At 63.0% G+C, this 15759-nt stretch carries 13 protein-coding genes; 3 read left to right on the top strand and 10 right to left on the bottom strand.

Translation table 11 applies throughout. The annotated features are described in order from the left end of the window. Positions 1-18: 18 nt before the first annotated feature. The 9 genes from CAY82_RS12925 to mtnA form a co-directional block, all read right to left on the bottom strand. Positions 19-282, bottom strand: a complete 264-nt coding sequence (locus CAY82_RS12925; RefSeq protein ID WP_003260859.1) for a lipopolysaccharide assembly protein LapA domain-containing protein — start codon at positions 280-282, stop codon at positions 19-21. A 19-nt stretch (positions 283-301) separates the two neighbouring features. After that, a complete protein-coding gene (ihfB, locus tag CAY82_RS12920; RefSeq protein WP_087501542.1) occupies positions 302-604 on the bottom strand; it encodes an integration host factor subunit beta in 303 nt (100 codons plus the stop codon). A 360-nt stretch (positions 605-964) separates the two neighbouring features. Further along, positions 965-2641, bottom strand: coding sequence for a 30S ribosomal protein S1 (gene rpsA / locus CAY82_RS12915; protein ID WP_003252673.1), 1677 nt, complete (start codon positions 2639-2641; stop codon positions 965-967). Between the two features lie 124 nt (positions 2642-2765). After that, entirely contained in the window at positions 2766-3452 is a 687-nt protein-coding gene (gene cmk / locus CAY82_RS12910) for a (d)CMP kinase (RefSeq protein WP_087501541.1), read from the bottom strand. Next, positions 3449-5689 carry a bifunctional prephenate dehydrogenase/3-phosphoshikimate 1-carboxyvinyltransferase gene (locus tag CAY82_RS12905; protein ID WP_087501540.1) on the bottom strand — a complete coding sequence of 747 codons (2241 nt, stop codon included), beginning with the start codon at positions 5687-5689 and terminating at the stop codon, positions 3449-3451. The genes cmk and CAY82_RS12905 overlap by 4 nt, the downstream gene beginning before the upstream one ends. 76 nt (positions 5690-5765) lie before the next feature. Then, positions 5766-6860, bottom strand: coding sequence for a prephenate dehydratase (gene pheA / locus CAY82_RS12900; protein ID WP_013971453.1), 1095 nt, complete (start codon positions 6858-6860; stop codon positions 5766-5768). After that, positions 6860-7945 (bottom strand): 3-phosphoserine/phosphohydroxythreonine transaminase, encoded by a 1086-nt coding sequence (serC, locus tag CAY82_RS12895; protein ID WP_087501539.1) that lies wholly within the window; start codon positions 7943-7945, stop codon positions 6860-6862. The genes pheA and serC overlap by 1 nt, the downstream gene beginning before the upstream one ends. A 230-nt stretch (positions 7946-8175) precedes the next feature. Beyond that, the gene (gene gyrA, locus CAY82_RS12885; protein ID WP_087501538.1) at positions 8176-10941 is read right to left on the bottom strand and encodes a DNA gyrase subunit A; all 2766 of its coding nucleotides are present in this window, start codon (positions 10939-10941) and stop codon (positions 8176-8178) included. A gap of 528 nt (positions 10942-11469) precedes the next feature. Continuing rightward, positions 11470-12546 carry an S-methyl-5-thioribose-1-phosphate isomerase gene (gene mtnA / locus CAY82_RS12880; protein ID WP_087501537.1) on the bottom strand — a complete coding sequence of 359 codons (1077 nt, stop codon included), beginning with the start codon at positions 12544-12546 and terminating at the stop codon, positions 11470-11472. Positions 12547-12656: 110 nt separating this feature from the next. On the opposite strand from mtnA, the gene ubiG reads away from it, so the two are divergent. From ubiG to CAY82_RS12865, 3 genes are all read left to right on the top strand, one after another. Further along, positions 12657-13355, top strand: a complete 699-nt coding sequence (ubiG, locus tag CAY82_RS12875) for a bifunctional 2-polyprenyl-6-hydroxyphenol methylase/3-demethylubiquinol 3-O-methyltransferase UbiG (protein ID WP_025338098.1) — start codon at positions 12657-12659, stop codon at positions 13353-13355. Positions 13356-13357: 2 nt separating this feature from the next. Further along, positions 13358-14029, top strand: a complete 672-nt coding sequence (mupP, locus tag CAY82_RS12870) for an N-acetylmuramic acid 6-phosphate phosphatase MupP (protein ID WP_087501536.1) — start codon at positions 13358-13360, stop codon at positions 14027-14029. Positions 14030-14097: 68 nt separating this feature from the next. Beyond that, a complete protein-coding gene (locus tag CAY82_RS12865) occupies positions 14098-14838 on the top strand; it encodes a YciK family oxidoreductase (RefSeq protein WP_087501535.1) in 741 nt (246 codons plus the stop codon). A 124-nt stretch (positions 14839-14962) separates the two neighbouring features. On the opposite strand, the gene CAY82_RS12860 is transcribed toward CAY82_RS12865, so the two are convergent. After that, positions 14963-15748: a TenA family transcriptional regulator gene (locus tag CAY82_RS12860; protein WP_087501534.1), complete on the bottom strand. Its 786-nt coding sequence runs from the start codon at positions 15746-15748 to the stop codon at positions 14963-14965. Positions 15749-15759 lie beyond the last annotated feature (11 nt).

Here is a 15759-nt window from a genome sequence, read left to right as displayed (position 1 = left end):
CGGGTGTAGGAAATATCCTTAGTTACCGTTCAGCGCCGCCTGGCGGGCAGAAGCCCTGATCTTGCGTTTGCTACGCTGCACGCCGTAGGCACCCAGCAGCGGCCCGACTGCCAGACCAATGACCAGGGCGGCCAGGACCAGCACGGCGACTGGCATGGCCGGGGCTGCCCAACCGAACAGGACCAACGAGACGGTTTGCTGGTTCTCCAGCACGAAGAACAGCACCACAGCCGCCAACAGCAGCACGAACACCGCCGCCAGGGCGCGCTTGAGGTTACGCATCAGATTGCTCCTTGTGGAATCAGGTGTGGGCCTCATCATGTTCTTCTTCATTGACCCGGTCGCGCAACTCTTTGCCAGGTTTGAAGTGCGGCACGAACTTGCCTTCGAGGCTGACCGACTGGCCGGTCTTCGGGTTACGGCCTACGCGAGGGGCGCGATAGTGCAGCGAGAAGCTACCAAAACCGCGGATCTCGATGCGATCGCCAGTGGCAAGGCATTGTGACATCTGCTCAAGCATGGTCTTGATGGCCAGCTCCACGTCCTTGGACGAGAGCAGCCCCTGATGGGTGACAATACGTTCGATCAGCTCCGACTTCGTCATATTTTTCCCTTCGTTATCAAGCAGCTAGATCATTGCTTAACCAGTTTGTAGCACGCTGGAAGGGATTTGAACAGGGTGCTTCTTGACTTAATAAAAAAATTCAAGATTGAAGTTTTACAGGAATGGTCTAGCTGGTGGGGGCAGGCAGGGTTGGAATGGATTGGTGGCAGGCCGGCAACCATCGGGGGCATGAGGGTATGGCGGTAGGGGTGCATCGCCTGGTAAATCGAGCGCCGCGCGGACGGCACTCGATCTGCCAGACGCAACAAAACCCACGACGAACAACGCAAACCCAAACCTGAATCCACACCAAAAAAAAGGGCGACCCGAGGGTCGCCCTTTTTACCGATCAAACAGAACTCAGTTCTGCTTGGCCATTGCTTCGCGCAGCAGCGCAGCCATGGTGGTGTCGGCAGCCGCTTCCGGAGCGTTTTTCAGGCTCTGGATGGCTTCGCGCTCTTCAGCATCGTCCTTCGACTTGATGGACAGGCTGATTACGCGGGACTTGCGGTCAACGCTGATGATCTTGGCTTCGATCTCTTCGCCTTCCTTCAGGACGTTACGCGCGTCTTCAACGCGGTCACGGCTGATTTCGGAAGCTTTCAGAGTAGCTTCGATGTCGTCGGCCAGAGTGACGATGGCGCCTTTGGCGTCAACTTCTTTCACGATGCCCTTGACGATAGCGCCCTTGTCATTGACAGCAACGAAGTTGGAGAACGGATCGTCTTCCAGCTGCTTGATGCCCAGGGAGATGCGCTCGCGCTCTGGGTCGACCGACAGGATGACGGTTTCCAGCTCGTCGCCCTTCTTGAAACGACGTACGGCTTCTTCGCCGGTTTCGTTCCAGGAGATGTCGGACAGGTGAACCAGACCGTCGATGCCGCCGTCCAGACCGATGAAGATACCGAAGTCGGTGATCGACTTGATGGTACCGGTGATCTTGTCACCCTTGTTGAACTGGCCGGAGAAGTCTTCCCATGGGTTGGACTTGCACTGCTTGATGCCCAGGGAGATACGACGACGCTCTTCGTCGATGTCCAGAACCATGACTTCCACTTCGTCGCCAACCTGAACGACTTTCGACGGGTGGATGTTCTTGTTGGTCCAGTCCATTTCGGAAACGTGTACCAGACCTTCAACGCCTTCTTCCAGCTCAGCGAAGCAGCCGTAGTCGGTCAGGTTGGTAACGCGAGCCTGTACGCGAGTACCTTCCGGGTAACGGGCAGTGATAGCTACCCACGGATCTTCGCCCATCTGCTTCAGACCCAGCGAAACGCGGTTGCGCTCGCGGTCGAACTTCAGAACGCGTACGTCGACTTCGTCGCCAACGTTAACGATTTCCGATGGGTGCTTGATGCGCTTCCAGGCCATGTCGGTGATGTGCAGCAGGCCGTCGATACCGCCCAGGTCCACGAATGCGCCGTAGTCGGTGAGGTTCTTGACGATACCCTTGACTTGCTGGCCTTCCTGCAGGGTTTCCAGCAGGGCTTCGCGCTCGGCGCTGTTCTCGGCTTCCAGCACGCTGCGACGGGAAACGACAACGTTGTTGCGCTTCTGGTCCAGCTTGATGACCTTGAATTCCAGCTCTTTGCCTTCCAGGTGGGTGGTGTCGCGCACTGGGCGGACATCAACCAGGGAGCCCGGCAGGAACGCACGGATGCCGTTAACGTCGACAGTGAAGCCGCCCTTAACCTTACCGTTGATAACGCCCTTGACCACTTCTTCGGCGGCGAAAGCTGCTTCCAGAACAATCCAGCACTCGGCGCGCTTGGCTTTTTCACGGGACAGTTTGGTTTCGCCAAAGCCGTCTTCGACCGCGTCCAGCGCAACGTGAACTTCGTCACCGACCTTGATGGTCAGCTCGCCAGCTTCGTTGTAGAACTGCTCGAGCGGGATGACGCCCTCGGACTTCAGGCCAGCGTGTACGGTAACCCAGTCGCCGTCGATGTCGACAACGATACCGGTGATGATGGCACCCGGCTGAAGATTGAGGGTTTTCAGGCTTTCTTCAAAGAGTTCTGCAAAGCTTTCGCTCATTTTAATTCCTGTAGATTCGGGCGAAACAGACGCCCATAGCCACATTCCAGACAATGTGGGTTTGTTTTAAGTAAAGGAAAGCCGGCAGGACGTTGACTGGTGCCCCTGCCTGCTCTCCTGGCTATCAGAGAAGGTCGCGCAGCGCGATCTCGCTCCTGATACGTTGCAACACCTGCTCGATGGACAACTCGGTAGAGTCCAACTGAATGGCATCGGCCGCTGGTTTCAGCGGGGCCACTGCACGTTGGGTGTCGCGCTCGTCACGCGCACGAATCTCATCCAGCAGACTCGACAGACTAACATCTTCACCCTTGCCCTTCAACTGCAGGTAGCGGCGACGTGCCCGCTCCTCCGCGCTGGCGGTGAGGAAGACCTTCAACGGCGCGTCCGGAAACACCACGGTGCCCATGTCGCGACCGTCGGCGATCAGGCCCGGGGCCTCGCGGAATTCGCGCTGGCGCACCAGCAGCGCATCACGCACGGCAGGCAGCGAGGCGACCATCGATGCACCGGCGCCGACGGTTTCGGTGCGGATGACGTTGCTGACGTCCTCACCCTCGAGGATGATTTGTTGCAGCTTACCGGGCTCGGCGGCCATGAACTGCACATCCAGATGGGCGGCAAGCTTGGTCAGCAGCTCTTCGTTGGTCAGGTCGACGCCGTGGTTGCTGGCGTTGAACGCCAGCAAACGGTACAGCGCGCCGGAGTCCAGCAGCTTCCAGCCCAGCTCGCGGGCCAGCAGCCCGGCGACCGTACCCTTGCCCGAGCCGCTTGGCCCGTCGATGGTGATGACCGGCGCCAGGGCACTCACGACTTGCCCTCTTCCGCCACGCGGATACCCACTTCGGCGCACAGTGCCAGGAAGTTGGGGAACGAGGTGGCGACGTTGGCGCAGTCGTGGATGCGGATCGGCGCGCTGGCGCGCAGCGAGGCAACGCTGAAGGCCATGGCGATACGGTGGTCACCGTGGCCGTGCACTTCGCCGCCGCCGAGCTGGCCGCCGTCGATGATGATGCCGTCCGGGGTCGGCTCGCACTTGATGCCCAGGGTGATGAGGCCGTCGGCCATGACCTGGATGCGGTCGGATTCCTTCACCCGCAGCTCTTCGGCACCACGCAGCACGGTACGCCCTTCGGCGCAGGCAGCGGCAACGAACAGCACCGGGAATTCGTCGATGGCCAGTGGCACCAGTTCTTCAGGGATATCGATACCCTTCAGTTTGGCACCGCGCACACGCAGATCGGCCACTGGCTCGCCGCCGACTTCACGCTGGTTTTCCAGGGTGATGTCACCGCCCATCAGGCGCAGGATGTCGATCACGCCGGTGCGGGTCGGGTTGATGCCAACGTGTTCCAGCACCAGCTCGGAGCCTTCGGCAATGGACGCTGCCACCAGGAAGAACGCTGCCGAGGAAATGTCGGCCGGCACTTCGATACGGGTGGCAGTGAGCTTGCCGCCGGACTGCAGCGAGGCTACCGGGCCGTTGCTCTCGACGCTGTAGCCGAAGCCGCGCAGCATGCGCTCGGTGTGGTCACGGGTTGGCGCAGGCTCGGTGACGGTGGTCTTGCCTTCGGCATACAGGCCGGCCAGCAACAGGCAGGATTTGACCTGGGCACTGGCCATCGGCAGCGTGTAGGTCAGCGCCTTGAGCTTGTGGCCACCGCGGATGGTCAGCGGCGGGCGGCCGTCCGGGCCGGTCTCGACAACGGCACCCATTTCGCGCAGCGGGTTGGCCACACGGTTCATCGGGCGCTTGGACAGCGAGGCGTCGCCGGTCATGGTCACGTCGAACGGCTGGCCGGCCAGCAGGCCCGACAGCAGGCGCATCGAGGTACCCGAGTTGCCCACGTACAGTGGCCCGGGTGGCGGCTTGAGGCCGTGCAGGCCGACGCCGTGAATGGTCACGCGACCGTGGTTGGGGCCTTCGATGACCACCCCCATGTCACGGAATGCCTGCAGGGTCGCCAGCGCGTCCTCACCTTCGAGGAAGCCTTCGACCTCGGTGGTGCCTTCGGCCAGCGAGCCGAGCATGATCGAGCGGTGGGAAATCGACTTGTCGCCCGGTACGCGGATTCGCCCGGACAGGCGGCCACCCGGTTGGGCCAGGAAAATCAGATCGTTGGCGTTCATAGCGTCCACATAGGCCCGGCGGGCCAGGATTTTACTGAAATGCTCGCGGGCAACGCGTGCTCGGGTGAATACACCCAGCAGCTGATGCCCGTCCCCTTCAGCGATCGCATCGCGCAAGGCGTCCAGATCGCTGCGATATGTATCAAGCGTGCGCAAGACAGCGTCGCGGTTGGCGAGGAAGATGTCGTGCCACATGGTCGGGTCGCTGCCGGCGATTCTCGTGAAATCGCGGAAGCCTCCCGCAGCGTACCGGAAGATCTCGAGGTTTTCATTGCGCCTGGCCAGTGAATCGACCAGGCCGAAGGCCAGCAGGTGTGGCAGGTGGCTGGTGGCGGCCAGCACTTCGTCGTGGCGCTCGACCGGCATGTGCTCCACGTCAGCGCCCAGCGCGCGCCACAGCCGATCGACCAGGGCCAAAGCAGCCGGGTCGGTTTCGGCCAGCGGCGTGAGGATGACCTTGTGCCGGCGGAACAGGGTGGCATTGGCAGCCTCTACCCCGCTCTGCTCGGAGCCGGCGATAGGGTGGCCAGGGACAAAGCGGCGCAGGCGCTCACCGAAGACGGCACGCGCTTCACGCACGACGTTGCCCTTGGCGCTACCGACGTCGGTGATGACAGCATCACCAAGGTCAAGCCTGGCCAGGCGGGCCAGGACTTTTTCCATGGCCAGGATCGGCACGGCCAACTGGATGACATCGGCACCGACACAGGCGGCAGCAAGGTCTTCCTCGCAGCGGTCGACCACGCCCAGGGCCACGGCCTGCTTGCGTGAGGGGGCATCCAGGTCGACACCGACCACTTCGCGGCACAGGCCGCTTTCACGCAGGCCCTTGGCGAACGAGCCACCGATCAGGCCGAGACCGACCACGACCAGGCGGTTGATGATTGGCGCGGGTTTGGTTGTTACTGCTTTTACCACTGGTGCGAACCCTGTTCAGAAACTAGATAGCCTGTGAGGGCCATTGGGGCTGCTTTGCAGCCCCAACAATCTCAAATCAAAGCACCGCCTTCGGATACGACCCCAGCACCTTCAGCGCCACAGCCTCCTGGCTGATCTGCTCGAGCACCGCCTTGATCAGCGGGTCGCGGTGGTGGCCGACGAAGTCGATGAAGAACACGTAGGTCCACTTGCCGCTGCGCGACGGGCGGGTCTCGATGCGGGTCAGGTCGATACCGTTCTGGTGGAACGGCACCAGCAATTCGTGCAAGGCACCCGGCTTGTTGCTCATCGAAACGATGATCGAGGTCTTGTCATCGCCGGTCGGCGGTACTTCCTGGTTGCCGATCATCAAGAAGCGCGTGGAGTTGTCCGGACGGTCTTCGATCTTCTCGGCCAAGCGGGTCAAACCGTACAGGTTGGCCGCCATATCGCCGGCGATCGCCGCCGAGTTCCACTCGCCCTTGACCCGCTTGGCCGCCTCGGCATTGCTCGATACGGCCACGCGTTCCACGTTCGGGTAGTGCGCGTCCAGCCACTTGCGGCACTGGGCCAGCGACTGGGCGTGGGAGTAGATGCGGGTGATGCTGTCGGTCTTGGTGTTCTCACCCACCAGCAGGTGGTGGTGGATACGCAGCTCGACCTCGCCACAAATCACCATGTCGTGTTCGAGGAAACTGTCGAGGGTGTGGCTGACCGCGCCTTCTGTGGAGTTCTCCACCGGCACCACGCCGAAGTTGACGGCACCGGCCGCCACTTCGCGGAACACTTCGTCAATGGCTGCCATCGGCCGACTGATCACCGCGTGGCCGAAGTGCTTCATGGCCGCAGCCTGGGTGAAGGTACCTTCAGGGCCGAGGTAGGCGATTTTCAGCGGCTCTTCCAGGGCCAGGCACGACGACATGATTTCGCGGAACAGGCGCGCCATCTCTTCATTGTCCAGCGGCCCCTTGTTGCGCTCCATCACGCGCTTGAGCACGGCAGCTTCACGCTCGGGGCGGTAGAACACCGGCTTTTCGCCTTCCGCCAGCGAGGCGGTCTTTACCTTGGCCACTTCCTGGGCGCAACGGGCACGCTCGCTGATCAGCTCGAGGATCTTCTCGTCGAGGCTGTCGATGCGAACGCGCAGCGCCTTCAGTTCGTGCTCGGACATCAGCCGTGCTCCTTCTCGAATTCGGCCATGTAGGCCACCAGGGCTTCAACCGCTTCAAGGCCCAGGGCGTTGTAGATGGAGGCGCGCATGCCGCCCACCGAACGGTGGCCCTTGAGGTTGAGCAGGCCACGGGCATCGGCACCGGCGAGGAAGGCCTTGTCCAGGCGCTCGTCAGCCAGACGGAACGGCACGTTCATCCACGAACGGGCGTTGTGGCTGATCGGGTTGGTGTAGAACTCGCTGCTGTCGATAAAGCCGTACAGGCGGTCTTTCTTGGCGCGGTTGCGCTGCTCCATGGCGTCGACACCACCCTGCTCTTTCAGCCACTCGAACACCAGGCCCGAGAGGTACCAGGAGTAGGTGGCCGGGGTGTTGTACATCGAGCCGTTGTCAGCCGAGACCTTGTAGTCGAGCATGGTAGGGCAGCTGCTGCGGGCGTGACCCAGCAGGTCTTCGCGCACGATCACCACTACCAGGCCGCTTGGGCCGATGTTCTTCTGCGCGCCGGCGTAGATCAGGCCGTACTGCGACACATCGATCGGGCGCGAAAGGATGTCGGACGACATGTCGACCACCAGCGGCACATCACCGGTTTCCGGCACCCAGTCGAACTGCAGGCCACCGATGGTCTCGTTGGACGCATAGTGCACGTAGGCTGCGTTCTTGGTCAGCTTCCACTCGTTCTGGCCCGGGATGGCCAGGAAGTCATAGGGCTTGGCGCTGGCGGCGACGTTGACGTTGCCGAAGCGGCGCGCTTCCTCGATGGCCTTTTTCGACCAGATACCGGTCTCGATGTAGTCGGCGGTGCCGTTTTCAGGCAGCAGGTTCAGCGGGATTTCGGCGAACTGCTGGCTGGCACCGCCCTGCAGGAACAGCACCTTGTAGTTGGAGGGGACAGACAGCAGGTCACGCAGGTCCTGCTCGGCCTTTTCGGCGATGGCCACGTAATCGTCGCTGCGATGGCTCATTTCCATCACCGACAAGCCCTTGCCACGCCAATCCAGCATCTCGGCCTGGGCGCGCTGCAACACAACGTCAGGAAGCGCGGCAGGGCCTGCGCAGAAGTTAAAGGCTCGTTTGCTCACATCCACTCTCGCTCTGCCAAATAGAACAAATCGTCAATCTTCGATGCTGCCGGGAACCCTGTGGGAGCGGGTTTACCCGCGAACAAGGGCGAAGCCCTTGCCATGCACCGCGGTGTCTTCTTCGCGGGTAAACCCGCTCCCACAGGGTATTGCACCGCCCTGAGGACGTTGCCAACTCTAATCAGTCAAACGGGGCGACCTTGGTCGCCCCGTTCGGGTTTTACACTTGCTTACTCCTGCGGGGCCTCTTCGGCGCCAGCAGCTTCTTCGTTGTCCGGCGCGTCGGCCTCGGCGCCCTCCGCGTCCGTCTCGATCACATCATCGAGCTCCTCCTCGGAAGGCTCCTGGATACGCTCCAGCCCCACCAGCGTTTCATCAGCAGCCAGCTTGATCAAGGTCACGCCCTGGGTGTTACGGCCCAGGCTGGACACTTCGCCAACGCGGGTACGCACCAACGTGCCCTGGTCGGAGATCAGCATGATCTCTTCGCCTTCCTGCACCTGGATGGCGCCAATCAGCAGGCCGTTACGCCCCTTGGTACCCATGGCGATCACGCCCTGGCCACCACGACCGCGACGCGGGAACTTGGACAACGGGGTGCGCTTGCCAAAGCCACGCTCGGAGGCGGTGAGGATCTGTGCGCCGGACTCCGGGATCAGCATGGAGATGATCTGCTGGCCCTTGCCCAGCTTCATGCCGCGCACGCCACGGGCGTTACGGCCCATCTCGCGCACCACGCTTTCAGCGAAGCGGATCACCTTGCCAGCATCGGAGAACATCATGACTTCCTTGGCACCGTCGGTGATGGCCGCGGCAATCAGGGTGTCACCTTCCTTCAGCTTCAGGGCGATCAGGCCGTTGGAGCGTGGACGGGCGAACTGCACCAGCGGGGTCTTCTTAACGGTACCCGAAGCGGTGGCCATGAAGATGTAGGCGCCGGTCGGCTCGGCTACCCACTCTGGGGTGTCGCCGTCTTCCTCGTCCACTTCCTCGGCTTCGACCACTTCACCTTCGAGCACGGTGTCTTCCGCGTCCTCCAGCTCTTCGTCGGCGCCAGCGTTCTGCTGCAGGGCCTCGAGGTCGATCTGCAGCATGGCGGTGATACGCTCACCCTCCTCCAGCGGCAACAGGTTGACCAGTGGGCGACCGCGGGCGGCGCGGGACGCTTCAGGGATGTCGTAGGTCTTCAGCCAGTACACCTTGCCCTTGCTGGAGAACAGCAGCAGGGTGGCGTGGCTGTTGGCAACCAGCAGGTGCTCGACGTAGTCCTCGTCCTTCACCCCGGTGGCAGACTTGCCTTTGCCACCACGGCGCTGGGCCTGGTAGGCGGACAGCGGCTGGGTCTTGGCGTAGCCGCCGTGGGAAATGGTCACCACGCGCTCTTCTTCCGGGATCATGTCGCCGTAGTTGAGGTCGTGGCGCGCATCGAGGATTTCGGTGCGGCGGGCATCGCCATATTCGGCGCGGATGGCTTCCAGCTCTTCGCGGATCACTTCCATCAGGCGCTCGGCGCTACTGAGGATACGAATCAGCTCGCCGATCTGCTCGAGGATTTCCTGGTACTCGGCCAGCAGCTTCTCGTGTTCCAGGCCTGTCAGGCGGTGCAGGCGCAGGTCGAGAATGGCCTGCGCCTGTTCCGGCGACAGGTAGTACTTGCCTTCACGCAGGCCGTACTGCTCCGGCAGGTCTTCCGGGCGGCAGGAATCGGCGCCGGCGCGCTCGACCATGACCTGTACGGCACTGGATTCCCAGGCGGTGGAGACCAGGGCTTCCTTGGCTTCGGATGGAGTCGGCGAGGCCTTGATCAGGGCGATGACCGGGTCGATGTTGGACAGCGCGACTGCCTGGCCTTCGAGGATGTGGCCGCGTTCGCGGGCCTTGCGCAGCTCGAACACGGTACGGCGGGTCACCACTTCACGGCGGTGACGGACGAACGCCTCGAGCAGGTCCTTGAGGTTGAGCAGGCGCGGACGACCGTCGACCAGGGCGACGACGTTGATGCCGAACACGCTCTGCAGTTGGGTCTGCGAATACAGGTTGTTGAGCACCACCTCCGGCACCTCGCCGCGACGCAGCTCGATGACGATGCGCATGCCGTCCTTGTCGGACTCGTCGCGCAGCTCGGTGATGCCTTCGATTTTCTTCTCTTTGACCAGCTCGGCGATCTTCTCGATCAGGCGGGCCTTGTTCAGCTGGTACGGCAGCTCGGTAACCACGATCTGCTGGCGGCCACCGGCCTTGTCGATGTCTTCGATCTCGGAGCGGGCGCGCATGTAGATGCGGCCACGGCCGGTGCGATAAGCCTCGATGATGCCCTGGCGGCCGTTGATCAGGCCGGCAGTCGGGAAGTCCGGGCCAGGGATGTGCTGCATCAGCTCATCGATGGTGACTTCGGGGTTGTCGATGAGTGCCAGGCAGCCATCGATGACCTCGCCGAGGTTGTGCGGCGGGATATTGGTCGCCATACCCACGGCGATACCGCTGGAACCGTTGACCAGCAGGTTGGGAATACGGGTCGGCATGACCGCCGGGATCTGCTCGGTGCCGTCATAGTTGGGCACCCAGTCGACGGTCTCCTTGTGCAGGTCAGCCAGCAGCTCGTGGGCCAGCTTGGCCATGCGCACTTCGGTGTATCGCATGGCTGCGGCGTTGTCGCCGTCCACCGACCCGAAGTTGCCCTGGCCGTCGACCAGCAGGTAGCGCAGCGAGAACGGCTGGGCCATACGCACGATGGTGTCGTAGACCGCGGTGTCGCCGTGCGGGTGGTACTTACCGATCACGTCACCGACCACACGGGCGGATTTCTTGTACGGTTTGTTCCAGTCGTTGCCCAGTTCGCTCATCGCATAGAGAACGCGGCGATGCACGGGCTTCAAGCCGTCACGCGCATCGGGCAGCGCTCGCCCGACAATCACGCTCATCGCGTAGTCGAGGTAAGACTGTCTCAGTTCGTCTTCGATATTGACCGGGAGGATTTCTTTGGCCAGTTCGCCCATGAGAAGCCTGATTCCTTTTTCTGGTGAAACTTCGCAGCTCCATCAAGGGCCGAACGAAGCTCGCCGCCGCAGCGCATAAGGGTGCGACGACTTACGACAAATCAATGAGTTGTGCCATGGATCTGCGCAATGAAGGCCGCTGTGGTGGGCGGTCTTGGAAACTGCCGGATGTTATCACAAAGGCAGGGGCGGTGGGGAGATGTGGCACAGGGGTGCCTGCCGTGAAATTTGTGGCGCCTGGGAGATCGAGCGCCGCCCGCGCGGCGCTTCGCGGGGCAAGCCCGCTCCCACATTTGTTGCAACGTGACCATGCCTGTGGGAGAGGCGTTGTCAGCCTTGGTGCATGGCTTGAGGCAGGTGAGGCGGCAGCAGTGCCAACTCAGTAATCCAGCCAGCCCACCAAGGCTGGCAACCATGGCCTGTCAGGTTCGGCACGTTGCAACAAATGTGGGAGCGGGCTTGCCCCGCGAAGCGCCGCGCGGGCGGCGCTCGACCTCACAGGCGCCACATCTCTACCGCCTTACACCCTCAGTGCAACCGCTTGCGGCAGATCAATTGTGCCAGCTTGGCGGTATCCGGCCGCTCGACGATGCCGCGCTCGGTCACGATCACGTCGATCAGGTCGGCCGGGGTCACGTCGAATACCGGGTTGAATACCTCGACATCCGGCGCCACCCGGGTGCCGCCGATGTCCAGCAACTCGTCGGCAGCGCGCTCTTCCAGCGGGATGTCCTCGCCCGTGGCCAGATTCAGGTCGATGCTGGTGCTCGGCGCCACCACCATGAAACGCACGCCGTGGTGCATGGCGCTGACCGCAAGCTGGTAAGTACCGATCTTGCCGGCCACGTCGCCGTTGGCGGCGATGCAGTCCGCACCCACCACCACCCAGGTGATACCCTTGCTCTTCATCAGGTGAGCCAGCGCCGAGTCGGCGCACAGGGTCACCGGAATGCCTTCGTTGGCCAGCTCCCAGGCGGTCAGGCGCGAGCCATGCAGCCAGGGGCGGGTCTCGCCGGCATACACCCGCTCGACCATGCCCTCGAGGTAGCCGGCGCGGATCACCCCCAGCGCGGTGCCGAAGCCACCACAGGCCAGGGCGCCGGCATTGCCGTAGGTGAGCAGGGCCTGGGCATTGCCCTGATGGCGACGGATCAGCTCGATACCGTACTGAGCCATGGTCAGGTTGGCTTCGCGGTCGCTTTCGTGGATGGCCACTGCTTCGGCCTCCAGCGCCGCCAGCACGTCTTCGTCCGGACGCAGGCGCTGCAGGCGCTCGCGCATGCGGTTCAGCGCCCAGAACAGGTTGGCGGCGGTAGGGCGCGCTTCAGCCAGGGTGAGGAAGTCTTCTTCCAGGTCCATTTCCCAGTCGCCACCCTCGGCCAGCCGTTCTTCCAGGGCCAGAACTAGGCCATAGGCCGCGGCAATGCCGATGGCCGAGGCGCCGCGCACGGCCATGTCGCGGATCGCCGTCGCCACCTGCGCGACATTGTCGCAGGCCAGCCAGCGTTCTTCTGACGGCAGCAGGCGCTGGTCGAGCAGGTGCAAGACGCCGCCCTGCCAGCGGATCCCGATCACCTTCTCCGCCGCCAAAAGTCGCTCGCGCATCGCCTCTCCCCGTCGTTCGGATATCAAAAGCCGGCGATTATAGCGACCCTCGGGGCCGAGCGCTCGGGTATACTCCGGCGCAATTTTGCGAAGTTTCAGAGGACTGTTCAATGAGCAACGTCGACCGCGCCGAAATCGCCAAGTTCGAAGCGCTGGCCCACCGCTGGTGGGACCGCGAAAGCGAGTTCAAGCCGCTGCACGAAATCAACCCGCTGCGCGTCAACTGGATCGACGAGCGCGCCAGCCTGGCCGGCAAGAAAGTGCTGGACGTGGGTTGCGGTGGCGGCATCCTCAGCGAGGCCATGGCCCTGCGCGGTGCCACGGTCACCGGCATCGACATGGGCGAGGCGCCGCTGGCCGTGGCCCAGTTGCACCAGCTGGAGTCGGGCGTGCAGGTGGAGTACCGGCAGATCACCGCCGAAGCCCTGGCCGAGGAAATGCCCGAACAGTTCGACGTGGTCACCTGCCTGGAAATGCTCGAGCACGTGCCCGACCCGTCTTCGGTCATCCGCGCCTGCTACCGCATGGTCAAGCCTGGTGGGCAGGTGTTCTTCTCCACCATCAACCGCAACCCCAAGGCTTACCTGCTGGCCATCGTCGGCGCCGAGTACATCCTGAAGATGCTGCCGCGCGGCACCCACGACTTCAAGAAGTTCATCCGCCCGTCCGAGCTGGGCGCCTGGAGCCGCGTTGCCGGCCTGCAGGTGAAGGACATCATCGGCCTGACCTACAACCCGCTGACCAAGCATTACAAGCTCAGCAGCGACGTTGACGTCAACTACATGATCCAGACCCTGCGCGAGGAATGAGCATGCGCTTGCAAGCAGTACTCTTCGACATGGATGGCACCTTGCTCGACACGGCGCCGGACTTCATCGCCATCTGCCAGGCCATGCTCGCCGAGCGCGGGCTGCCGGCCGTCGATGACAAGCTGATCCGCGACGTGATCTCCGGCGGTGCCCGGGCGATGGTCGCCGCAACCTTCGCCATCAGCCCGGAGGCAGAGGGCTTCGAGGCCCTGCGCCTGGAGTTCCTCGAGCGCTACCAGCGCGATTGCGCGGTGCACAGCAAGCTGTTCGACGGCATGGCCGAGCTACTGGCCGACATCGAGAAAGGCAACCTGCTGTGGGGCGTGGTCACCAACAAGCCGGTACGCTTCGCCGAGCCGATCATGCAGCAGTTGGGCCTGGCCGAGCGTTCGGCGCTGCTGATCTGCCCGGACCACGTCAAAAACAGCAAGCCCGACCCCGAGCCGCTGATCCTGGCCTGCAAGACCCTGGGGCTGGACCCGGCCAGCGTGCTGTTCGTCGGCGACGACCTGCGCGACATCGAGTCTGGCCGCGACGCCGGTACCCGCACGGCAGCGGTGCGCTACGGCTATATTCATCCAGAGGACAACCCCAACAACTGGGGCGCCGACGTGGTGGTGGACCACCCACTGGAACTGCGCAAGGTTATCGACAGCGCGCTGTGCGGCTGCTGAACCCCGTCTAGACCGCAGCACAGCCCCTGTGGGAGCGGTGCCGCGCCAACGAACTCGAAGGACCTACCATGTTCGACTACACCGCCCGCCCCGACCTGCTGCAAGGCCGGATCATCCTGGTTACCGGCGCCGGCCGCGGCATCGGCGCTGCTGCCGCCAAGGCCTATGCTGCGCTGGGCGCCACCGTGCTGCTGCTGGGCAAGACCGAGGCCAATCTCAACGAGGTCTACGACCAGATCGAAGCCGCCGGGCACCCGCAGCCGGTAGTGATCCCGTTCAACCTGGAAACCGCCCTGCCCCACCAGTACGACGAACTGGCGGTGATGATCGAGGACCAGTTCGGTCGCCTCGACGGCCTGCTGAACAACGCTTCGATCATCGGCCCGCGCACACCGCTGGAGCAGCTGTCGGGTGACAACTTCATGCGCGTGATGCACATCAACGTCAATGCCACCTTCATGCTCACCAGCACCCTGCTGCCACTGCTGAAGCTGTCGGAAGATGCGTCGGTGGTGTTCACCAGCAGCAGCGTCGGGCGCAAGGGCCGGGCCTACTGGGGCGCCTATGGCGTGTCGAAGTTCGCCACCGAGGGCCTGATGCAGACCTTGGCCGATGAACTGGAAGGCGTGGCGCCGGTGCGCGCCAACAGCATCAACCCGGGCGCCACGCGCACGGCGATGCGGGCACAGGCCTACCCCAGTGAAAACCCGCAGAACAACCCGCTGCCGGAAGAGATCATGCCGGTGTACCTGTACCTGATGGGGCCGGACAGCAAAGGGGTGAATGGGCAGGCGTTCAACGCCCAGTAAAGGTTTGCCTGTACCGGCCCTTTCGCGGGTAAACCCGCTCCCACGGGAGAGTCACCGTCCATGAGGGCAGTGCAGTACCTGTGGGAGCAGGTTTACCCGCGAAGAGGCCGATACAGACGAACGATCAGCCCACTGCCAACGCCGGGCGCCTACGCTCCTGCTGGCGCCCTTCCAGCTGCATGCACCGCTCCAGGAACAGGTACATGCAGTCATAGCTCCTGCATATCGCCCTGCGCAGCTCGGTACGCAGCCCCAGCGTCGGGTTCTCGCCGGCCAGGGTGCAGATGATCTCCAGCGCCTCCCATGGGTGCGCGTCGTCATACTGGGCATGCATCTTCAGCCACTTCATCGCCCGCTTGCGCTCATCCTCCGGAAAGCCCAGCGCATAGGTGTCGCTGGAACACACTACCGCCGACCACTCGCCAGTCGCGCCTTCAATGGCGTAATTGGTCGCCGCCATGGATATGGCGAGGTTTTCGGTGAAACACACACGCCAGCACCAGTCGTTCAGGCCGTTCAGCTCGGCCGGGACGTTCTGCGCCTGCAATTCATGCAGGTGCACACCATGCGCCTGGGCCCAGCTGACCCAATAGTCGGCATGGTTGAGCTCGACCCGGATATTGCGCATCAACCAGCGCCGCGCCATATCCTCCCCCTGATGCCGACCGTAACGGGTCTTGGTCAGGTTGTGCGCCATGTAAAGCGAGAACTGCTCAACCACCGGCCAGCCACCGATCAGGTACTGGCGGATGGTCGATTGCTTCAACTGGCCATCGCGCAGCCGTGCGTAGAACTCGTGTTCCACAACCCGGCGCTTGCTTTCGCGGCAATCCTCAATCAGTTGCTGGGCCCAGTGGGGGTAGCTTGCAGGGTCCATCAGAGGGCCGATACGAACGAATGCATCAATCACTTTGAGCTCCT

It is taken from the genome of Pseudomonas sp. SID14000 (assembly GCF_002165135.1).
Classification (GTDB): domain Bacteria; phylum Pseudomonadota; class Gammaproteobacteria; order Pseudomonadales; family Pseudomonadaceae; genus Aquipseudomonas.
Note: the sequence above shows the minus strand (reverse complement) of the source record. Positions and strands in the feature narration are given on the sequence as shown.